Source organism: Paenibacillus sp. FSL R5-0341 (genome assembly GCF_037975235.1).
GTDB lineage: Bacteria > Bacillota > Bacilli > Paenibacillales > Paenibacillaceae > Paenibacillus > Paenibacillus amylolyticus_A.
This window is the reverse complement of record NZ_CP150241.1, coordinates 507351-529629: the sequence shown is the minus strand read 5'-3', so window position 1 is coordinate 529629 and position 22279 is coordinate 507351. Positions and strand designations below refer to the sequence as shown.

At 48.6% G+C, this 22279-nt stretch carries 22 protein-coding genes; 6 read left to right on the top strand and 16 right to left on the bottom strand.

Annotated elements, in window-relative coordinates; translation table 11 throughout:
- Positions 1-98 precede the first annotated feature (98 nt).
- The 8 genes from MKX75_RS02560 to MKX75_RS02525 all read right to left on the bottom strand — a co-directional run bounded on the left by MKX75_RS02560 (position 99) and on the right by MKX75_RS02525 (position 8778).
- Positions 99-338 (bottom strand): YezD family protein, encoded by a 240-nt coding sequence (locus MKX75_RS02560; RefSeq protein ID WP_036607453.1) that lies wholly within the window; start codon positions 336-338, stop codon positions 99-101.
- Between the two features lie 156 nt (positions 339-494).
- Positions 495-1370 (bottom strand): sulfate ABC transporter permease subunit CysW, encoded by an 876-nt coding sequence (gene cysW, locus MKX75_RS02555; protein ID WP_076332673.1) that lies wholly within the window; start codon positions 1368-1370, stop codon positions 495-497.
- Positions 1371-1437: 67 nt separating this feature from the next.
- Entirely contained in the window at positions 1438-2274 is an 837-nt protein-coding gene (gene cysT, locus MKX75_RS02550) for a sulfate ABC transporter permease subunit CysT (RefSeq protein ID WP_017690928.1), read from the bottom strand.
- 87 nt (positions 2275-2361) lie between these two features.
- Positions 2362-3441 carry a sulfate ABC transporter substrate-binding protein gene (locus tag MKX75_RS02545; RefSeq protein ID WP_062837359.1) on the bottom strand — a complete coding sequence of 360 codons (1080 nt, stop codon included), beginning with the start codon at positions 3439-3441 and terminating at the stop codon, positions 2362-2364.
- A 317-nt stretch (positions 3442-3758) separates the two neighbouring features.
- On the bottom strand, positions 3759-3938 hold the full coding sequence (locus MKX75_RS02540; RefSeq protein WP_339168286.1) for a hypothetical protein: 180 nt from the start codon (positions 3936-3938) through the stop codon (positions 3759-3761).
- The gene (locus MKX75_RS02535) at positions 3925-5670 is read right to left on the bottom strand and encodes a rhamnogalacturonan lyase (RefSeq protein ID WP_339170305.1); all 1746 of its coding nucleotides are present in this window, start codon (positions 5668-5670) and stop codon (positions 3925-3927) included. The genes MKX75_RS02540 and MKX75_RS02535 overlap by 14 nt, the downstream gene beginning before the upstream one ends.
- Positions 5671-6091: 421 nt before the next feature.
- Entirely contained in the window at positions 6092-7486 is a 1395-nt protein-coding gene (locus MKX75_RS02530) for a helix-turn-helix transcriptional regulator (RefSeq protein WP_339168285.1), read from the bottom strand.
- Positions 7487-7722: 236 nt separating this feature from the next.
- Positions 7723-8778, bottom strand: a complete 1056-nt coding sequence (locus MKX75_RS02525) for a lactonase family protein (protein ID WP_339168284.1) — start codon at positions 8776-8778, stop codon at positions 7723-7725.
- A 234-nt stretch (positions 8779-9012) separates the two neighbouring features.
- Here MKX75_RS02525 and MKX75_RS02520 point away from each other — a divergent pair, with 234 nt between their 5' ends.
- Positions 9013-9873, top strand: coding sequence for an AraC family transcriptional regulator (locus tag MKX75_RS02520; protein WP_339168282.1), 861 nt, complete (start codon positions 9013-9015; stop codon positions 9871-9873).
- Between the two features lie 158 nt (positions 9874-10031).
- A complete protein-coding gene (locus tag MKX75_RS02515) occupies positions 10032-10715 on the top strand; it encodes an S-layer homology domain-containing protein (protein WP_339168281.1) in 684 nt (227 codons plus the stop codon).
- Between the two features lie 191 nt (positions 10716-10906).
- Here the strand turns inward: MKX75_RS02515 and MKX75_RS02510 are convergent, their stop codons facing one another.
- Both MKX75_RS02510 and MKX75_RS02505 read right to left on the bottom strand, forming a co-directional pair.
- Complete coding sequence (locus MKX75_RS02510) at positions 10907-11533, bottom strand: nitroreductase family protein (protein ID WP_062837255.1); 627 nt, start codon at positions 11531-11533, stop codon at positions 10907-10909.
- A 262-nt stretch (positions 11534-11795) separates the two neighbouring features.
- On the bottom strand, positions 11796-12260 hold the full coding sequence (locus MKX75_RS02505) for an Rrf2 family transcriptional regulator (RefSeq protein ID WP_062837254.1): 465 nt from the start codon (positions 12258-12260) through the stop codon (positions 11796-11798).
- Positions 12261-12690: 430 nt separating this feature from the next.
- Here MKX75_RS02505 and MKX75_RS02500 point away from each other — a divergent pair, with 430 nt between their 5' ends.
- The gene (locus MKX75_RS02500) at positions 12691-13422 is read left to right on the top strand and encodes an MBL fold metallo-hydrolase (protein ID WP_339168280.1); all 732 of its coding nucleotides are present in this window, start codon (positions 12691-12693) and stop codon (positions 13420-13422) included.
- Entirely contained in the window at positions 13419-13991 is a 573-nt protein-coding gene (locus tag MKX75_RS02495; RefSeq protein ID WP_339168279.1) for a TetR-like C-terminal domain-containing protein, read from the top strand. Before MKX75_RS02500 ends, MKX75_RS02495 begins: the two co-directional genes overlap by 4 nt.
- A gap of 180 nt (positions 13992-14171) precedes the next feature.
- Here the strand turns inward: MKX75_RS02495 and MKX75_RS02490 are convergent, their stop codons facing one another.
- From MKX75_RS02490 to MKX75_RS02480, 3 genes are read right to left on the bottom strand one after another with little or no spacing between them, the layout of a single operon-like run.
- The gene (locus MKX75_RS02490; RefSeq protein ID WP_076332666.1) at positions 14172-15302 is read right to left on the bottom strand and encodes a hypothetical protein; all 1131 of its coding nucleotides are present in this window, start codon (positions 15300-15302) and stop codon (positions 14172-14174) included.
- A 54-nt stretch (positions 15303-15356) separates the two neighbouring features.
- Positions 15357-16799 (bottom strand): glycosyltransferase family 2 protein, encoded by a 1443-nt coding sequence (locus MKX75_RS02485; RefSeq protein WP_083679613.1) that lies wholly within the window; start codon positions 16797-16799, stop codon positions 15357-15359.
- Positions 16780-17934: a HEAT repeat domain-containing protein gene (locus tag MKX75_RS02480; RefSeq protein ID WP_076332665.1), complete on the bottom strand. Its 1155-nt coding sequence runs from the start codon at positions 17932-17934 to the stop codon at positions 16780-16782. The genes MKX75_RS02485 and MKX75_RS02480 overlap by 20 nt, the downstream gene beginning before the upstream one ends.
- 217 nt (positions 17935-18151) lie before the next feature.
- Here MKX75_RS02480 and MKX75_RS02475 point away from each other — a divergent pair, with 217 nt between their 5' ends.
- Positions 18152-18637, top strand: a complete 486-nt coding sequence (locus MKX75_RS02475; protein ID WP_264933607.1) for a cytochrome c biogenesis protein CcdC — start codon at positions 18152-18154, stop codon at positions 18635-18637.
- 117 nt (positions 18638-18754) lie between these two features.
- Here the strand turns inward: MKX75_RS02475 and MKX75_RS02470 are convergent, their stop codons facing one another.
- Together MKX75_RS02470 and map are read right to left on the bottom strand one after the other, a co-directional pair.
- Positions 18755-19768 carry an NADP-dependent oxidoreductase gene (locus tag MKX75_RS02470; protein WP_339168275.1) on the bottom strand — a complete coding sequence of 338 codons (1014 nt, stop codon included), beginning with the start codon at positions 19766-19768 and terminating at the stop codon, positions 18755-18757.
- 174 nt (positions 19769-19942) lie between these two features.
- A complete protein-coding gene (gene map / locus MKX75_RS02465; RefSeq protein ID WP_062837247.1) occupies positions 19943-20689 on the bottom strand; it encodes a type I methionyl aminopeptidase in 747 nt (248 codons plus the stop codon).
- 209 nt (positions 20690-20898) lie between these two features.
- On the opposite strand from map, the gene MKX75_RS02460 reads away from it, so the two are divergent.
- Positions 20899-21108, top strand: coding sequence for a hypothetical protein (locus tag MKX75_RS02460; RefSeq protein ID WP_017690946.1), 210 nt, complete (start codon positions 20899-20901; stop codon positions 21106-21108).
- A gap of 216 nt (positions 21109-21324) precedes the next feature.
- On the opposite strand, the gene MKX75_RS02455 is transcribed toward MKX75_RS02460, so the two are convergent.
- The gene (locus MKX75_RS02455) at positions 21325-22218 is read right to left on the bottom strand and encodes a protein kinase (RefSeq protein WP_339168273.1); all 894 of its coding nucleotides are present in this window, start codon (positions 22216-22218) and stop codon (positions 21325-21327) included.
- Positions 22219-22279 lie beyond the last annotated feature (61 nt).

Sequence of the window (22279 nt, the reverse complement as noted above, 5' to 3'; positions counted from 1 at the left end):
GGACGATATGGAACATACATTTCCCATGAGTAGTTTCTGGAAAGTATACGTGTGTCTTCCTATGCACCCATCCCCGCTTCCCTCACGCTAGTCACTCTCTATCCCTTCGCACTCGCATTCGATCCGCGTAGTGAACGGGCTGAACTGCTTCGTGCCGTGCTTCCGGATTTGGAGGCGCTGCCTGAGGGCGTGTTTTCAAAACGCTTGCGTTCGGTCCGCTCCATCTGCACAATCTGACCTTCGTGCACCACGATGTGCAAAGAACCAAACTCCATGTCATTCAGCTGTCCGGCAATTCGGTCCAACCATACCTCATCCACTTTTAACGGCTTAGCCATAGAGCCGCCTCCTCTTCTCGGGCTACTGCCCGCCATATTCCTAAGTGCGCTATCATCCAACGGATTTATAAATCATTCTTATCCAACCTATATACTTGGTTTATACATTAGCAGGGCTTCCAGTAGCTGTCAATCTGTATTTTTTTCTTCTCATCATCACTTTTCTGAAACGGCTTTGTGTCCAAGCCAGCTCTTGAGAAGCAACGTGGCTAGAGCCAGAATCAGGAGCAGGGAAGCTACGGCAAATGAAGCTGAGAATTGATATTCGTTATACAAAATTTCGACATGTAGCGGCAGCGTATTGGTCTCCCCGCGGATATGTCCGGACACCACAGATACCGCTCCGAACTCACCCATAGCACGGGCATTACAAAGAATAATACCGTACAACAGTCCCCATTTGATATTGGGCAAAGTTACACTCCAGAAGATTCGCCACCCGGAGGCACCCAGCGTAACCGCCGCTTCCTCTTCCCGGGTTCCCTGGTCCTCCATCAGCGGAATCAGTTCTCTCGCTACGAAAGGGAAGGTAATAAATAACGTTGCTATGACAATGCCTGGCAGCGCAAAAATGATTTTGATATCATGTTCGGACAGCCACGGCCCAAACCACCCATTGGAACCAAAGACCAATACAAAGATCAACCCGCCCACCACAGGCGAGATGGAAAAGGGAAGATCAATCAGGGTGATCATGAGTCCCTTGCCCTTGAACTGGAACTTGGTAATCACCCAGGCAGCAGCCACACCAAATATCGTATTCAGCGGCACTGTAATCGCCGCAACCAATAACGTGAGTTTCAGTGCAGACATGGCATCCGGCTCGGTAAGAGCGGCGATGTACACACCCCAGCCCTGCTTCAACGCCTCCATGAGTACAATAACCAGTGGCAAAATAAGCAGCCATATGAGTACCAGGCTCGCCAGTCCAATCAACAACCATTTGACCCATGGAGCTTCCGTTGTTGCACGGTTAGTTCCACGGCCAGTCTTCACAGGTGGAACAGGGCTCAGTGGAACGGAACCCGCCATACGCTGCACCTCCTTTGGTTTGGGTGAGTGACATCTGTTCGTATCCATATTGCATCATGCTTCATGGTCATGCTCTGCCCGCCTTCCGGCTCCAACGCTGCAAGGAATTAATGATTAGCAGCAGGATGAAAGAGACCAGTAGCAGTAGCAACGCTACAGCTGTAGCTCCTGCATAATCGAACTGCTCCAGCTTGGCCATGATCAGCAAGGGAGCAATCTCCGTTTTCATCGGCATATTGCCTGAGATAAATACAACGGAGCCATACTCACCGATGCCCCGAGCAAAGGCCAGAGCAAAGCCCGTCAGCAGTGGTGGAATCAGATCAGGCAGCAGAATCGTACGGAATATCCGCCATCTTCCTGCCCCTAGTGTGGCAGCCGCCTCTTCCACCTCTGCCTCCAGCTCCTCCAACACCGGTTGCACCGTACGAACCACGAACGGAATTCCAATAAACATCAGCGCCAGCGTAATCCCAGCCTGTGAATAGGCGAGCTTAATGCCCAAGGGCTCTACAAACTGTCCAATCCAACCATTGCCGGCATAGATCGCCGTAAGGGCAACCCCTGCTACCGCCGTCGGCAAGGCAAAAGGCAGATCAATGACCGCATCAAACAGCCTTTTACCAGGGAATTCATACCGAACAAGCACCCATGCCAGGAGTAACCCCAGCACGAGATCAATCAGGGCCGCTGCACCTGCGGTCAGGAAGCTGACCTGGAAGGAAGCCAGCACCCTGGGATTGGTCGCAACCTCAATCATGGTTGCCCACGTCAGCCCTGTTGAGTTAAACAACAGCGCAGCCAATGGAATAAGTACAACCAGGCTCAGATAGAACACACTGTAACCCATCGTTAATCCGAATCCTGGCAATGTGCGTCTCCGCGCCACCATCACCTTGCTCATGCACGTTCATCCTCTCTGCCTTCAGCCGGTAAGGCTGGTTGGCCGCTCACAGCGCGATTGATCGGGTGTTCATTGAACAGAGCAACCTCAGCTGCCTGGAACATAGATCTGGTCGAAGATACCACCGTCATTAAAATGTTTCGCCTGAGTATCCCGCCATGTGCCGAATACATCTTTCAACGTGAATAGTTCAAGCGCCGGGAACTGATCCTTGAATTTTTCCTCCACGCTGTCCAGCGTTGGGCGGTAATAATTTTCAGCAGCAATCGTCTGTCCTTCTTCACTGTACAAATATTTCAAATAGGCATCCGCTACGTCGCGGCTTCCTTTTTTGTCTGCATTTTTGTCCACAATTGCAACGGGTGGTTCAGCCAAGATACTCACCGAAGGCACGACAATATCGAATTTGTCTGGACCCAACTCTTTTACCGATAGGAACGCTTCATTCTCCCAGGCAAGCAGCACATCCCCGATGCCACGTTCAACAAACGTTGTCGTAGATCCGCGAGCACCGGAATCCAGTACAGGCGCATGCTTGAACAGCTCACCCACGAATTCCTTCGCTTTCTCTTCATCATTGTTATTATGTTTAAGGGCATATCCCCATGCCGCCAAGTAGTTCCAACGCGCCCCGCCGGACGTTTTGGGATTCGGTGTGATGACTTGGGTATCCCCTTTGATCAGATCATCCCAGTCCTTGATGCCTTTTGGATTACCTTTACGTACAAGGAATACAATCGTAGAGGTATACGGAGAGCTGTTATGCTCGTATTTATCCTGCCATCCCTCATTAATCAGACCTTTATCTTCAATCGCATCAATATCGTATCCCAATGCCAGTGTCACCACATCCGCATCCAGTCCGTCAATAACAGAACGGCTCTGCTTGCCCGATCCCCCGTGGGATTGCTTAATGGTTACTTCCTGGCCCTTCTCTTTCAACCAATGCGCCGCAAACGCTTTGTTATATTGCTCATAGAGTTCCCGCGTTGGATCATAGGAAACATTCAGCAGCTCGATAGCTTTGGCCTTTTCTGTACCGCCTTCTGCTCCCCCTGATGTTCCTGCCGCACTGGACCCGCCGCTATCCGATCCGCATGCTGCCAGTACCCCTGTTAACACCAGTGCCAGACCAACCAAAATACCCTTGTGAATTCTCTTTTTCATGAATAACACTCCCCCGATATAGATCTGCATGACTACCTCAGGCCGGCTGAACAGGATGGAACGCCCCGTAAAAAATAAGAAGACGGAGGAACCCCCGCGCACTTCTCCCTCATAAAGTCATGCCAGCCCCTGGGCTGTGTATGCTTCATCTGGAAATGATGCGCTGCGGTGTTCCTCCGTCTATACGGTGAGAACGTTATTCTGTTCAGGATGCATGGTTGCATGTGTCTGTAAAATGACCGTTTTCACGATGAAAACAGATTCATTTTTATTATTCCTACCTGTTTAGTAAGTTATATACGTATAATAAAGGCAGTCTATATACCTGTCAAACGTTTTTTCCGATTTTTACCGGATTTCTGCGCTATTGGCAAAAAAAAGAGGAACAACGAATCATCGTCCGTTGTTCCTTTCAGCGAATTCCATGCTTCGCTGTCTATTGTAAACATGAACGAAATTGGACCGCTACGCTTAGTCCATTCCTCATCTGCCCGCATACCGGATATTGGGTACCGGTGGTGTGTTCATGCCTTCCCCTAGATAAAAACCGGTGTGTGGCGGTTGATTGTAGGCTACATTTTGCCAAGCGACGCCAAGACGGTACACCGGATCATGCATCAGCGTATAGATGCGTTTGTCCGTCACTGCTGTTGTGGTGTAGATCCGTAGCGCCGAACTGTCATTCGTCCGCCATACTACTTCTTCTCTCCAGTCCCCGAACAGATCGGCCTGCAGATTCGGCGTAGACTTGGTTCCGTTGTTCGAAGATACGCCGGAAGCGGTGAGCAGGTTCATCGTTGTGTTATTGGCATAGTTCCACTTGTCGATTCGGTTGCTGTCCAGCAGTTCACGGAGCAAATCACCATCCCACCAGATCCCAAAATTCGTGGAGGACGGCAGGGTTGTCCCGATTTTCTGCCCTTTGGCCGTATACAGACTGCCGTCTGCCCATACTTCGGCACCTTTATATCTTGGATCGATGTCTGCCGCCATGCCACGTCCAATATCCTTCGTTGTTTTGACTCCCCAGATTAACTGACCTGTACCTGCATCCCGGAACTCCACTCCGGCATTGGACGGTGTCTCATGGACCTGAAATACCTCAAGTCCAGGGCGGTCCGGGTCGAGGTCACTCAGATGCATGGCATCGCCATGATGAAGTCCTGTCGTGTACAATCCTTTGCCGTTATCGTCCACCGCCATGGCACCATAGATGATCTCATCCTTCCCATCTCCATCCACATCCGCCACGCTCAGATTGTGATTTCCTTGCCCGGCATAACCCGAATTGCCAGATGTATTGGAATCAAACGTCCATTGCTTGGTCAGCTGTCCATTTCGCCAGTTATAAGCCACGAGCACTGTCCGGGTGTAGTACCCTCGCGCCATGACCAGACTTGGACGCTCCCCATCCAGATAAGCAATTGCAGCAAGGAATCGGTCCACCCGGTTGCCGTAGTTATCTCCCCAGTCGGACACATTGCCACGTGCCGGTTCGTAGTTCACCGTGGAGAGCGCCTTGCCAGTCTGACCGTTGAAGACCGTCAGGAATTCGGGGCCAGACAACACATAACCGCTGGAATTGCGGTAATCCTTGCTTGCATCCCCGATGACCACGCCAGTACCATCCTTGGTACCATCGGCTGTTTTCATCGCAACCTCGGCTTTGCCGTCACCGTCGAGATCATACACCATGAACTGGGTGTAGTGAGCGCCGGCACGTATATTTTTGCCCAGACTAATCCGCCAGAGGCGTGTTCCGTTTAATTTGTAGGCATCGATAAACACTTCCCCGGTATAACCGCTCTGAGAGTTATCTTTGGAGTTGGAGGGGTCCCACTTCACGATCAATTCATACTCCCCGTCACCATCCAGGTCTCCTGCACTTGCATCATTGGCACTGTAGGTGTAGGCTACTCCATCGGGTGTTGTCCCACCTGCGGGCACACTGAGCGGTACAGATAGATAATTGTTGCCCCATACGCTCGCTGCCGCTGAAGCAGCCTGCTCTGTTCCACTGACCACAGCGCGAACCGTGTATTTGGAACTGCTTGTCCCGCTCGCATCCTGAAGGTTGGTGCTGTTCGTTATGGGCGTAGCGTTCACCTTGGTTCCATCCCGATAGACGTTAAACGATACATTCGACCCTTCCGTTCCCAGAAGCCGCCAACTGACAAACACACCTGCCCCGGTCTTCACAGCTACCACACCGCGATCCAGATATTCCATCTGCCTTGCTCCCGCTGCATGTGTTACCGGCGTGTCGCCCAAGCCAAGCGAAGTGACCAGTAACGCGGAACTCAGCAGCGATACTCCGGCTGTACGTAATGTGCGCTTCCACAATGATGATCGATTTCCCATAAACAATTGCCTCCCCAATTGTATTGGTAAGCCCGATGCCCTTGTAGCGCCATCTTATATGTAAGCGCTTTAATATATTCATTTTAAATTAAACATATAATTCCATCTATAGGTCTAATTTAGTAATTAAATGGTTTATACATAAAAAAGCCGAAGGATTTCTCCCTCGACTCTAAGGTACAGCATTTAAAACAAGATTGTTTGGTGCACAGTTTTCATTTCAACTGTTTATCCTCCACCCCATCCATGTCCCATTAGCACTATAATCTCAGGATTTATGATGATGGAACTACATAGAAATAGAAGTAACGACCATTTTTTCTGCATTGATCCGATGCACCTCACTTGTTAGAGATTTGAATTTTTGTGTTGCAACTGAATCGGCCTGATCCCTGTATTGCTCAAACAGGGTCATACACGTGATGATATTCCGATCACTATTTATTTTAACTGAAAAATGCAAACCTTCCAAAATTAGATTAATTGCATTACGACGATGTTTGCTAAGATTATATACTCCTAAATCACTTAAAAACTGTGCGTAACTCTCGCCCATAATCGCATGATTGTACTCCCCAAATTCAGTCTTGTACGTACGTAAGGGGATATGATCAGAGAAGCGATCCAAAATGTGATCAATATTAACGTCAAATTTATTTGCAGCTTGTACTATATATCGAAGGGCGATGAAGATTTCGTCTTTACGTCCCTCAATATAGTCTACATAATCGGGAATAACATCCACTTCGCCAGACATTAAACGATAGAGATAGGTATTAGCTACAGCCCACTCTTCAAACTGCTTCAATATACGACGGGACTCTTCATCGTCCTCTTTCACCCATCTTTGTCCGTCAGCATATAACTTCACAAAGTCGAGTGCTCGGACATAGTCCCTATGCTCCTCATATACAGTGGATTGGACTAACCAGGAGTACAATATATAAAAGTATAGTGGTCGCTCTGTTCGTTTCAGCTCCTGATCCTTACGTTTACGATTTCTAGGTGCCTCATACTGTATTTGGGCTAAATGAAGCATTTTGTTGGCAAGTTCATTAACCTTGTTCCACTTATGCACTGAGCCGAAAGAATGAATCAAATGTTTCAGCGCGTCCAGTTGATATCCGTCATCCAACCGGTCAACATAGGGCTCAAACAGGATAGCCGTTCTTAGATTTTCCTCCAGGTTCTCTCCTTGTGCAATTAAAAACAACCGATACTGACACATCGCAAGCCGTTCGGAATGCTGATATTTCTCAACTTCACTCACACTCTTATATAACAACGCTGCGGCAGACCGCTGATTCCGTTCAAACAACTGTTCTGCCATCTCAAATAGTTCTGTCGCATAATCCAGGTCGTCCAGTAGCCGATGAAGAATCTGTTCAATGCAATCCAGCCGATTTAACTCCGCACTTCGGAGAATAAAAGGTCTGATCCGCCGCATGGAGACGGAGTAAGCGAAACATTCTTCCACATAGTCGGCAAAAAAATGATCTGCTGCCACGCCCATTCCTGATGAGATCGCAATCAACTGACTCACGGATATGGGACGATTCCCATGTAAAATACGACTAATTGTTCCTGTATTCATGCCAGATACTTCCGAGAATCGGGAGAGCGTCATGCTGTTCTTATTGATAAACTGGGTTAATTGCTCCCGAATTGAATTTGCAGGTTCCAAGGAAAGCACCACCCTTCGTGCAACATCCAGATTTTAGGTTTCATCACCATATATTCTGATCATAATGAACGTTCGAACGTTGGTCAATAAAAAAATGTGATAATTGCCACTATTTTCAAGTTAATCACATAAAAAGACTAAAAAAAGCTGTAAAACCATGTGTTTCCCCATGATTTCACAGCTTATGGAACACTTTTCAGATGTAATATTCCACCTTTACTTCACCGCATTACAACTTATGCCACAGGCGCAATACATACCGGACGAGGCAGTTCCAGCTTGAATCCATTATGCGTCAGGCGTCCGTCCTCTTCGCTGATGTGGAAACCTACGAGGTTATTGCTGTCCTGATTCGCCACGACCAGAATCCCGCCTGGCAAAATATTAAAATTACGCGGTGTCTGCCCAATCGTGGACGTCCACTCTACAGCTTCCAACTCGCCGCTCTCCTGGTCAATATGATAGAGCACGATGCTGTCATCTCCCCGATTGGATGCATACAGGAAACGTCCACATGGAGATACACGGATGTCTGCAGCCGTACCCTCTCCTTTATGCCCTTCTGGAAGTGTCGAGATGTGCTGCACCGCAGTGAACTCCCCTCTACGCTCATCATATAGGAATGCCGTAACGGTGTTGTTCAATTCGTTGATTACATAAGCCCACTTCGAATTGGGATGGAACACAAGATGCCTTGGCCCTGCGCCTGGTGGCTGATCCGTCTCACGATGGGTAACCAGACGTCCCTCTTCCAACCGATACACAATGATCTGATCCAGACCGAGGTCACATACGACAGCATACTGTCCAGACGGATCTGGCTGGATGGAGTGCGCATGCGGCCCTTCCTGGCGTTCTTCGTTGATTCCACTTCCCGTGTGCTCCACCCATGCACTCATCTCACCGAGCGTTCCCTGATCGCCTACCGGGAATACATTGACACTGCCACTGCTATAGTTGGATGAGAACACCCACTGACCATCCTTGGCGACAGAGACATAACAGGGAGAAGCCCCTCTGGTCTGCTTTCGATCCATCAGGTGCAGCTCACTCGTTGCCGCATCTCTGCGATAGACTAACACTTCTCCCTCATCCGTCTCACTCGCCACATACAGACAATTTCCATCCGGGCATAACGCCAGATAAGAAGGATTACTTACACCCTCCATGTGATTGACGATTCGCATCTCTCCTGTATCCGCATTCAACGCACATAGAAATATTCCTGGTTCATCTGCTGAAGCATACGTACCTGTATAGAAAAGCGTTTCCTGGGTTGTGACTGTTTCCATATCTAATCTCTCCCTTATCCTATATATTCATTGGTCTGATTCTTCCCACTGGTATGTACTTACCCAATTCACGGGCAACTGCTTCACTTCCTGTAACGTGGCTTTCTAAATCGAGTATAACCTCAGTGAGCGCTCTCATATCTGTCATTGACTCCCCTATCCCCTCTCACCATAATACAAAGTATGAGACCTAACAACCGACCACCCCTACAGCGTAAATCTGACGGATTTCGTATGCAAAAACTCATTGTGCTTCCTGACCCGCTGCTGCAAGAAACCGCAGCTTATCCGGTCACGTCCGGATTATATGTTACCGATATCGGTTACTTTCACGAAGCAGAGCATCATTACCGTGACCGTCCCGATGGTTGTGAATCACACATTCTGATGTACTGTGCCCAAGGCACAGGCTGGTATTCGATGGATGGCGGCAAGACATATGATGTCCGCCCGGGAAACCTCATTATATTGCCTGCACATGTTCCTCATGTGTACGGAGCCAACGCAGCCGAACCATGGAGCATCTTCTGGATTCATCTGCGCGGGGAACACGCTTTATCCTACATAGAACCCTTGTTAGCCCACCATATTACTACCATGCCACCAGCCAAGGCTCAAAAATGGCTTGAGCTTTTTCATGAATGTTACGGCGCGCTAGAAACGGGTTACTCCATGCAGACGATGACATATGCCTCCCAGATTATCGGTTATATGCTGGGTATGCTCGCTTATGGACCTGAGACGACAGGAACAGATGGCGGGGTCATGAGCAGTAAACGTGCGGCTGAACAATCTGTTCAATATATGCTGAAGCATCTGGAGAACGGAATCACTCTCAAGGAACTGGCAGCACACGCCCGGCTCTCTGTCCCCCATTACTCTCAGTTGTTCAAACAAGCTACCGGGCATTCGCCCATCGATTATTTCCTGCGGCTCAAGATCCAGCATTCCTGCCGCTATCTGGATTTTACCGATTGGACCGTCAAGCAGATCAGTTCCGAGCTTGGATTCAAGGACCCGTACTACTTTTCCCGACTGTTCAGCAAAATGATGGGCCGTTCTCCCACGGATTACCGAAATAAATCCAAAGGATAGATGCAGTGCCTTCACAGTGCTTCACTTACATCTTTCAGAATTGTTGTCGCCAATTCTATTTGCAAATTACAGCAACCTTTCGAACAGTAAGGTCGTCTATAGGAGCAAATAACTTTTATATAAAGGGATCATTCCTGGAAAAGTGAGGCGTATTCAAAATGAAGAAAAATATACTTGCTACATTAACCGCGGGAGCTCTGCTCACGCTCTCTCTAAGTGCAGGTCCAATCCACGCTGCACAGACCCAATTCACGGATATTCAAGGTATTGCAGGAGCCGACAAAATCGAATCTCTCCATCAGGATGGATTCATCAAAGGTGTGAGCGACAGCTTGTTCAAACCTGAACTGGAGTTAAATACCGCTCAGGGCATTCAACTGATTGCGGACGGCCTGAATCTGAATCTGGACACGATTCGTTTTATCAAAATGCCGGTACCAAGTGACTACTTCTCTGCTGTAAAAGATGGCGTATGGTACAGTGATGCATTTATCCGCGCCCAATTTAATGGAATTCAGATGTCACAGGATATCGATCCATCCAAAGGGCTCACTCGTGAACAATACACGCTGTTCCTGATGCAAGGCATCGAGGCCAAAGGTGGTCTGCCGATGATTAAAATCCAACCTGTGGACATTGCCGACGAACAGGAACTTACTCCGGAGTATCAAGGTGCTATTCAACGTTCACTCGTTCTCAAAATCAATGAACTGGATGCTGACGGCAACTTCAATCCCAAACAAACGATTACTCGTGCTGAAGCAGCCGTTATGATGTATAACGCAATCGAGTATCTGGAATCGTTCCATGCACCGCAAATCCCGGAAACACCTGAAAAGTAATCATTTCATGGTGGAAGCTAAGAACTCACTTGAGTGGTGAATCCGCTCGATTGGAGTCACCCTCCAGTGAGTTTGGACTTTTCCATACAACCTCAATATGCCAAACAGCCGCACTTTCCCTCAACAGGGAAGTGCGGCTGTTTGAATTATACCTATATCACTGATGCAATCATCAGATGTAGCTTTTTAACTTAGAAAGAACCTTTAACAACAACCTCAGACAATGGCAAACGTCCTGACGGGCGAGCTGGCTGTGCAGCTTTACCTACAGTGATCAACAACGTTGGCACAAATCGTGCAGGAATGTTGAATGTTTCGATCAGTTTTTGTGGATTATATCCACCGATTGGACATGTATCGTAACCCAGGGAGCGTGCAGCAAGCATAATATTTTGGGAAGCAAAGGATGCATTGCGGATCGCTTCATCGCGAGCCGTTTGTGCGTTTTGGTAAGCACCGTTAATCTGTCCAACCAATGCGTCACGAACCTCAGCAGTCAGTGCGCCGGCTTCAACAGCTTGATCGTAGATTACCGTGTTACGGTTTGCTTCCAAATCTCCGAGAACAGCAATTGTAACTGAACTTTCCGCGATTTGACTTTGACCGTAAGCAACTGGCAGCAATTTCGCTTTGTCTGCTTCGGATTCAATTACGAGGAATCTCCAGTGTTGCAGGTTCCATGAAGATGGTGCTTCAGCAGCTGCTGTCAAAATCGCATTGAGATCAGCTTCAGGCAATTCAAACCCTTTTTCGTACTTTTTGACAGCATGGCGTTCGCTAATAACGCGAAGTGTTTCATTTTTTTCAATGCCTGACATGTGTTCCACTCCCCAGAATCTATTTTGTTTGTATTCTTCTTTTTACTTTCGCAAGGTAATCTTGAAGTCATCTCTACCAAGGACTTGCCTTCCGAAAATAACATCAGCGCAGACGATCTCTCCCCATCTGTGTTCACGTTATGCCCGGAATCGCTTGAGAAATCGATGGATCTTCACCGGAGCATACGACCTTGCCATAACTTGTCCATCATGCCTGACTAACCAAGGCCATGTCTTGAAGGACCATTCGTTGTGGACTCCGTCAGGACTTCTCCTTTGCAGGCAATCCATTCAGCGACAAAGTTAATGTTTCCCCATGACCTATGCGCTCTTTCACATCCTGAATGGATATACGGTCAAAATAAGCGCTGAGCGCCTCTTCGCCTCCGTTATAAATGTTGCCCATCACATCCTGCATATTGGAAGATACCACGCACGATGAACCAGACTCCCCTGAACACCAGTTGGGACCAAGTGATCCACCAGCTACCAGTCTGTATAATTCACCAAGCTTGATCTCCTCACTTGGACGGCTAAGCAAGTACCCACCATGAGCACCTTCCTTGGTCGTCAGGTAACCATGCTTGCGTAGAACACTAAGTACCTTACGGACTCTGGCCGGGTGCGTACCCACACTTTGGGACAAATCTTCACTATTGGCCATACACTCATCTCTCATCGACAAAAAAACAAGACAATGCACCGCTATGGTAAATTCGCTGTTCATAACTTACTCCCTTCCCGGCATACAACACCGATGAACTTCAACCCAAGGTAAGTATAACTGTCATTATATGAATAACAGTTATGTTTGTCAACTCTCGCCCAAGCTGGAGACCAAACGTGATTTTTCCTGTTATACCAATACTTACAGCACCTTATACAATCAAGCCAGGAGCCACATCCCATCTGCATTTCAATTCAAAATGAACAAAAAAGTGAGCCTTTCGCTAAGCGAAGGGCTCCAATAAGATAGACATATGAAAGGGCTTACGTGATTATTATAATCGGTAATCTACATTTTGAAAACGCTTTTTTTGTAAAGTGCATCATTATTTAAAAATTTTTTTATTCGAACAAAATGAACCATAGGTATTGCTAAAACTAAGACCATTAGTTATTATACTAATATCATTAGTTTTAAGGAGGATTTATCGATGCGCATTACCCGAGAGTTTGATGTCGTTCAAGTTACATTCCTTCCGAAGCTCTTCCCTGTGAACGTGTATCTTGTTGAAGAGGAAGATGGATTAACCCTGATTGATGCCGGAATGCCGTTCAGTCTTAAAGGGATTCTGGCAACTGCCCAGTCCCTTGGCAAACCCATTACCAAAATCATTCTGACTCACGCGCATAGCGATCATATTGGTGCACTGGATCTTCTCAAAGAGGCACTCCCCCAAGCGGAGTTCTTCATCTCCAGACGGGATGCCCGGCTATTGGCGGGAGATACCTCACTTCTTCCAGGTGAGCCACAGACCCCGGTACGCGGCGGCGTACCCAAACCCAAAGTGGTCCGCACCCAGCCGGACCACTTGCTGGATGACGGTGACCAGATTGGATCACTGGTCGCCATTGCCTCACCAGGCCATACGCCGGGGCATATGGCCTTCATGGATACGCGCAGCCGCGTGCTCATCGCTGGCGACGCGTATCAGCTGCAAGGCGGCCTCGCTGTATCCGGCCGCGTGCGCCCGCTCTTCCCGTTTCCCGCGCTGGCGACGTGGAACCGCGAAGCGGCTCTGGCCAGCGCGAAGCGCCTGGCGGAGCTGGAACCGTCCGTGCTGGCTGTAGGCCACGGACGGATGCTGCGCCAGCCCGCGGCCGCCATGCGCGCGGCAGCCGCTGATGCACAGCAGCGGCTTGGTCTTGCCGGGGGGCAGCTGTGAGCCCCCGGCAAGGGCTGGATCGCGGCGCTCTGCTCAGCGCCGCGATCCAGCTTGCTGACAGCGACGGCTTTCAGGCGCTGACACTTGCCGCGTTGGCCCAGCGGCTGGATGTGCGCTCGCCGTCGCTCTACAACCACATCAGCGGACTGCCCGGGCTTCGCCAGGAAATGGCGCTGATGTCCGTACAACAGCTTAGCCGCGCATTAACCGCGGCTATCGCTGACCGCACTGGCGATGAGGCCATTCAGGCCATCGCCGCGGCATATATTGGCTTCGTTCGCGAGCACCCCGGGCTCTACGAAGCCTCATTTCATGCCCCGGACCGCGAGGAGCCACAGCTCGCCGCGGCCAGCACAGCCACGCTGGAGTTGCTGCTGCACAGCTTGCAGCCCTACCCGCTCACCGAAGCGGAAGCATTGCACGCCGTTCGTGGTTTGCGAAGCCTCTGCCATGGATTTGCCTCCATTGAGGCACAGGGGGGCTTCGGCATGAACTTTGATCCAGACGAAAGTCTGCGTCTAACCGTATCCGCATTCCTGCACGGACTCCGGCATCTTCATGAAAATTAGTAAAGACCGCATAGCATTACGAAAAAGGACTGCAGATCCGCTGCAGTCCTTTTTATGTTGTCGTGTACTGGTACATCCCATCTACACACTTCTAATATGTACATCTCCCGTTCCTCATTCCAGTAGAGCCGCCTTTCGCTGTCTACTCTCCATCCGAACGTTTTTTAATTTACAGCCACCCTACGGCCATTGCTGCCGACCATCCTGCACTTCCTCTAAAATATGCTTCATCACGGGCACGTACACCTTCCAGTAGAACATGTCAGGAATCTCTTTCTGATCGGGCGTAAACTTGGACCTGACGACCTCCCATCCTTGGATTCGGCGCCAGAAAGAATAGTGCTTCATCTCTCCAAAGGAGCCTGCCATGTAGTACGATCGATTATAGTCGTCATATCGGACAAGTGCAGCAAATGCCGCAGGAATTCCTGCAGCCACCAGCTTCTGCTCGCCTTTCTCCGTCAGATCCGTCTTATACCAGGCCAGTATGGAGTTCTTCTCTTGCGGCACAATGATATCGAACCACCCGCTATAATGTATATCCTGAGTTATGCCGCTCCAATCACTGCCTTCCGGTGTAAATGCAATCTGTATATTGCCCGCCTTCACATCCGGACCTTTTTCAAGTACCATGACCTGTCCGTCCACATGAACCAGTAGCATGCCAGCTCCGTGATAAGGCCATTTCTTCTTCTCCTGCTGCTCATAGTTCGTCCGAATCCAACGGGGTACTTCTTCTATACTTTGCAGATTAGATACCGATTTCCCCTGCCATCCACTGCTGTTCACGCCCAAGATGGGATATAGCTGGTCCTTTGTCATCTTGGAAGCTGTATTCGCCAATGCGCTGTATTCGGCGACAATCGTTACGCCTTTATAAGCAGCCTCGCGAATCTTCTGTACATCATATATTGTTAAGCCTTCATAGATTCCGTCTTGCTTCCGTTCATTCTTGTGTGCAGACAGACTACTCCGATTCGCCGTCAGATAGATCAGATCCGTATCCGTCACCTCATCAGGCAACAATCGTTTCATCCGAGGAAGCCCGTCCTGAAGATCATAGCCGTAATAATCCTCTTCATAGGAATAGTGTTCCCCTGTTTGCTGTACGATCTTCTGCTGATTCAGAAGCCAGACCAATCCCTTGTGCCCCTGGTAAGACTGATCAGGTCTGCTCTTGTCTATAATCATGATGTTAAGCGGAACCGGGGCCTGAGATTGCCACATAATCCAGGGGACAACCAGCACCACCGATACCACTGTAAAACAAGCCAGCGTCCACATCGTGGCTGGCCTGTAACTTTTTTTCATGAAGCGTATTCCTCCTTGCTCTGTTCCAAGGTATTGTCAGGATTGGTCAGTAGATTACCCTAATCCATGTCTGCTGTCCTTTTCCTCTGCCTTCCTTAATCCCATAGCCTGCAACATTCCATTTATACGGGATATGTTATTCAGCGGTCTGAACCAGAACGTCTCCGTACATGCATACACCAGCAGACGTGTCACCTCTCGGGATGTATATGCCTTGCGTGAACACCATATTTCGAACATCACCACACTTGCGGACAACAAGGAACCATAGAGTGTCAGCAACAGAGCGAGAATGATACATAGGTTAATATCCACCAACTGCAGCCCTATGCCTGCAATGAACAGCAGGATCGCTCCCAGTTCCAACACAGGCCCCAACAATTCGATCAAAATAAAATACGGGATGGATACCATCCCCATCCAGCCATAGGCCGGATTGAAGATCATGCTCCGCTGAGTCCACAGACTGCTTGCAAGCTGCATGTGCCAACCGATACGCTGTCTGCACAGCTGACGCCATGTACCGGGTACTTCTACCCTGCAGATTGGATCGGGAATATATATAATACGGCCACGCTCCCGGATCTGCTTCATATGTTTCTGTAACCGCATCACCAGTTCCATGTGAGCGACCTGGTCATCGCGCTTGTAACCCCCCACTTCCAACACCCGGTTCTTTTTGAATACACCGAATACTTCAGCCGTAAATAAAAGCACATTAATATTGTACCGAACGAGTCCCACGCCGCTAATCAGAAAAGCACGCACGTATTCAATGGTCTGCATTACAAACAACGTACTGCCCGTCCGTCTTGCGCCGTTGTCGGTTGAATCCGCATGATTCGTATTTCCCGGTGCCATGAGATCTACTCGTCCACTGCAAGCAACGACCTCTTCTCCCGGGAGAGCATCCATAACGGGTTTCATGATCTTCACCAATGCATCCCGTTCCAGAACTGTGTGAGGTCCAACGGAGGCGATGTAGGGATACTGCGAAATTTTCAGGCCTACATTTAGGGAGTCCATTCGTCCTCCATACGCCTTGTCGATCACAATGAGACGATGATGCAGCCTGGATTGGTAGACCCCATTAATCTGAGCCGTCTCCTGGCCGAGTCTCGAATAATGAACTTTACTCTGAATGGGCATCAGATCATAGGTTTCCTTTAGACGCCGCATAGTCCCATCCTCTGACCCATCATTAATGATAATCACTTCATAGCGTGCATATTGAATATCCAGTAGACAGCTAATTCGCTGTACAATCGTATCCTCGCTATTCCGCACCGGAACAAGCAGGGAGACCGCCGGAGCCAGTTCCTCATCTAACATCTCATGATATTGCAGCGGGTCCAGATCCCTCCCACGGATCAATGTCCGAGCAGCGGCGACAACCAGTACACTGCACATCACAATGGCTAGCACTAGATACATAAACATTCCCTCATAACACGCCAAAATAAAACTCCGCAGCATCTCAATCCATCTCTCGTCCATACTGCATCCTTTCCAGCGTTTCTTCCGCTATCTGCCTTGCATATTTATCCGGATGATTCACAGCCGTATCCCGAAGTTCTTCAAGTCCCTGTTCATACCGGGCAAGAGAGTTCGCCGCTTCCTGCCTGATCTGAAAAGAAGGATCACCCATCATCACCTTCAGACGAGGGATAAAAGCATCCGCGTGAACAGTACCCATAAGCTGGGTCACTGTTAGTCGTTCAGAGCGCTGCCTTTCCTCACCATGTTCGTTCCATATCAACAGTAGCCCCTTCAACAAATCTTCACGACCTCTGCCCACGTGAGCCAGTGCCTGATAAGAGCAAATACGTAGCTGCGCATCGTCTCCGAGAATGAGCTTCTCCAGTAGAGCAACAGTGCCATCCGTCTGATCATCCCGAATACGAATGGCATGGATGATATTAGACTGGACCTGATAAGGTACATCCTTGAAATGCTCCTTAAGACGAGTCCAGGATGACTCGGTAAGCAACAGCAGAATCTGAAGATACTGCGAATCGGATAATACATATTTCTCACGCATTAGTTCCTTCACAATTCTGAAATAACCGGTTCTGGCATATATGCGCAAAATGATGAAGCGTTCAAGTAACGTACATGAGCTAACCCGCAGCATATCCTCTAACCTGGGCAGAAGCTCCACCATATGAAATTGTTCAATATATAACAACGTGTTCACTCGTTGATTCCATTTTCCATTCTTCAGTACCGACCGGTATGAACCGCCAAAGACTTGCCAGGATAACAGGCGAATCCGCAAGATCTCGTGCTCTTCCGCACCTTGAGCGAGTCGTTGCAATAACAACTGCTGCAACACACTTTGTTGATCTCTGCTCATATTTAATAATTCTACGCCAATTTCTCCGTGGTCAAGGTACCGCTGTAAAACCGATCCCTCCGCAAGTAATTCCTGCACCAGTACTATCTTAACCTTTTCCCTGCGTCTGCTGTTATATTTCGTCCATAAGATATAACCGTAGATAACCAGCAAAAGAAGCATCACACTTGCACAGATCAGGCTGACCACATGTACTAACCAATCTGTATTACTGGCAAGCCAACCTGTGCGATGTGAACCGATAAGCTTAATGTACATCCATTTTTGTCCAATCATTGCATGATTTCCCCTTAATCGAATAAACGGCCTTACAACGGGCACAATAATACAAAATTTTCAAATACACCCTGTGAATACATATCGGGTATATGATACACTAAGCTTTCTATCGGCTTTCTACGTTTGTGATATAATAGGAACTGAAAATTCCGGCAATTCGTACTGGGTTCCGGATCTCCGGATAACATATTATTCCAGAAAGAGGGAGTTCTACGTGGCTCAAATCAGTCCGTACTACCTGCAAATCGGAGCAACCGTGGGCATGCTTGTCATGGCCTTGCTTGCTATTTTCATCCGCATGAAAGCCAGTCACAGACCTGTGACCATTCGCAAAATCCTTATTCCTCCGCTCGGCATGAGCACAGGATTTCTCATGTTTGTTGTACCGGAGACGCATGTTCCTCTACTCTGGGCATTCATTGCGTTGCTGGTGGGCTGGTTTCTCTTCTCGTATCCCCTCATTCGAAGTACACGGTTTGAACGAGTAGGCGAAGAGATTTTCGCCACGCGTTCCCGCAGCTTTGCTTTCATTCTGCTCGGATTGCTGGCCGTACGCCTGATCCTGCATGAAGTCATTCAGCGGTATGTAAGCATTCCGCAAACGGGCGGATTGTTCTTCCTGCTGGCTTTTGGCATGATTGTACGCTGGCGTGTATATATGTACAAACACTACAAAGAAGTGCTGGTTGCCGAACACTAGTCACCGTAGACCACGCACAGTTTCACAGACAAAAGACACGTTCTGTTGCACCATTAGTGTGCAGAACGTGTCTTTTGGTGTTCTCAACCTATTTATAAATGTAAAACCATTCGATATCTATTCAGGATCTGCAACTTTAACCAGCTGCTTGCCCAGATTATCTCCCGAGAAAAGACCCATGAATGCTTCCGGCGTCTGTTCGAATCCGTCCACAATGTTCTCTTCATACTGAATATGACCTTCCTTGATCCATTTCGCCAACTTCGCGCGGCCTTCTTTGAAGGATTTGGTGTAGTCACCCAACAGAAAACCTTTCATTAATGCTGTATTCGTTAACAGCAGCGTCTGTGGGCGCATCCCGATATCCGGCTTCTCCAGATTATAAGACGAGATCTGACCACATAACGGAATACGTGCATTCCGATTGATATGGCGTAACACTGCATCCGAGATGTCACCGCCCACGTTGTCGAAGTAGACGTCTACGCCATCCGGGCAAGCCCGTTCAATGGCTGCTGACATATCCTGCTCCTTCTTGTAGTTCAACACCACGTCGAAACCCAGTTTTTCTTTTAGATAATCGCATTTCTCGTCAGAGCCTGCAATGCCGACCACGCGTGCTCCTACGATTTTACCAATTTGACCTGCAATCATGCCTACCGCTCCGGCTGCTCCCGATACCACTACCGTTTCGCCGTCCTTGGGTTTGCCGATGTCTTCCATACCAAAATAAGCCGTCAGCCCCGTCAGGCCCAGCGCACCCAAGTAAGCCGTGATCGGTGCCTCTTCCGTATCAATCAGCGAAAGGTCACCCGTATTCACTGCGGCATATTGCTGCCAGCCCCACATGCCGGACACGAGATCTCCTTTGCGCAGATTCGGTTCCGAAGATTCCACAACCTGTCCAATGGCTCCACCCTTGATCACTTCATTCAATGCATACGGTGCAGCATAGGATTTTGTATCTTTCATGCGGCCCCGCATGTACGGATCGACCGACAAATATAATGTACGTACCAGGACTTGCCCAGCCTCCGGTTCGGGAAGGGGTGCATCAATAAATTTGAAATTCTCTCTGGATGGGGCACCTTCGGGACGAGACGCAAGTACGATCTGTTTATTTACAGACACCAAAATTACCTCCTTGTTGCCAAGTGGACGCAAGGTTAACCCTTGTCAGCTGAGATCACTCACCACTGGCTCTGTGTTATCACTTCTTATTAGTTTAAACCGAAACAGGCGGATCACAAACGTGGGCCGCCTTGAAATATGCAAATATCGTCACATTGTAGCTGCTTTTAGCTATTATTGTGCTGTCAAAATCACAGGACCATCTGCTGTAATCGCAATCGTATGTTCATACTGGGCAGATAGACTTCCATCCATCGTACGCGCAGTCCATCCATCCGAATCCAGCTTGCTGCGGTACGTACCAATGTTCAGCATCGGTTCAATCGTAATAACCATGCCTTCCTTGAGACGTGGACCCCGATGTGGTGGACCATAGTGAGGGACTTGTGGTTCCTCATGCATCTTCTCACCGATGCCGTGTCCAATAAACTCACGTACAACCGACAGACCTTCACCTTCTGCATACACTTGAATGGCATGGGAGATATCTCCGATCCGGTTGCCAACCACAGCAAGTTCAATGCCTTTGTACAGAGAGGTTTTGGTTACGTCCAGCAGATGTTGTGCTTCCGGAGTCACTTCACCTACGGCATAAGACCACGCCGAATCAGCCAGCCAGCCATTCAGATTAACAACCATGTCGATTGTAACGATATCGCCGTCTTTCAGTGCATATTTCCCCGGGAACCCGTGACAGATCACATCATTAACCGACGCACATGTCGCATATTGGTAGCCGTTGTATCCCTTTTGTTCCGGCGTAGCGCCATTTTTCTTCATAAAAGCCTCTGCAAACTGATCGATCTCCTGTGTCGTGATGCCCGGTCGAATCATTTTTGCAATTTCTCTATGGCACGCGGCGAGAATTTCTCCGGCTTTTTTCATATATTCAATCTGTTCTTTGGTCTTCAACGTAATCATAACAACTACTCCTTGTCCGTTAAAATCTTATCCTGTCCTCTATTGTAACGCTAAACGCTCAAAATAAAAAATTCCGTGGAATCAGCAACATCCTATTATACGCCAAGCTCCTGTCCAATGAATACAATTTTCCATGAAAAACTCGAAACCCCTTCATATCGGACCACGTATATGGTTAAAAACAGTTGAATTCGAAAGGGTGAAAGCTCATGTTCAAAAAGATTATTGGCAAACTGATCGATTCGAAATCTTCATCTCACCGTAAACGTTATAGCTCCTCGGACAGGCGCTCATATAAACGTCACAGCAGTTCCTCAGGCAAGCGTTCCTACAAGCGCTATTCTTCTTCGGATGTGAAATATCGGGATAGCCGCAGTGGCTCCGGGTATTACAAAAGCAGAAAATACAGCTCCAGCTAAGCTGCTTTCACTAGTGCCTTTAAAGAGCAATGATCGCCTCGGTCTATTGGACGCTACAATTATTGAATATGTAACAAAGGGGTGTTCGACAGCCGTACACACGGTCTGCAGAACACCTCTTATTGTTTCTATAAAAGCGAAAAGGAAAAAGACCCCTACAGCTATCATACGAAGAGGTCACGGATAACAAATATAGGTCCGCCTACAGAGCTTATTTCATTGTAATTTCAGCAACACATTCTCAATCTCTGCCTGTAACTCTGGCGCCCCACCCTCATAACCTGGACGGAGTCCAAGAAGTCTCTCCAGCATCTGATGCAATTCAGGCGTAAGCTTCAGTTCCTCCTGCCAGCTGGCAGGTTCTCGGCCCTTCTCTGGCTCATAGGCGGAATACAGCATAAATAGAAGAAAGTGACCGATATCCTGCAGATCATGATCCGGTGTAGCCTGTTCATCTTCTGGCTCAGGGACTTCACGCATACGTCGCTTCAGCTCCGGCAACAACGGCTCCCCCAAGCGTCTCGCCAGGCCAAAGTCAATCAAATGCAACATCCCTTCACGTAAAATAACATTGGGAATCCGTACATCTCCATGAATATACCCCTGTTCATGCACATGAGCCACCGGAGCAAGCAGTTGACCTGCCAGTTCCAGACATTCCCGCTCCGAATATTGAAGTCCTTGCTCAAATATGCAATCTTCAAGCGTTTGTCCACGAATATACTCGGTAACGATATAGCTTTTTCTCCCTGATGTGAACACATCCAATAGGTCAGGGATCGCCTCATGGTGCAGACGTTCCATCACGTCCGCCTCCCGCTCCAACAGGTGCGCAGCGAGTCTGCCCTTGCTGGGCTTGGACTCCTTCAACGCCACTTCATGACCAGTCTGGTCATCTGTACACAGATATGTCAGCCCATAGCTCCCCATGCCCAGCAATTCCTGTATCGTATAACGCTCAGCAATGGTCGTCCCCTGACGCCTAGGACGGTCAGTCCATAGTCCGAGCAATCTTTGCCAACTTCGTCGCAGCTCCACAGATCCTCCCATGCCAGCTTCCAGATCTCCCCGGTCTAATTCTATACCGAGCAATCCGTTACCAGTCTTCATGTTGTATGGAGCTTATTATATCAGGCCGATACTGTAAAATCACGATGGGCAAAAGCCTGTT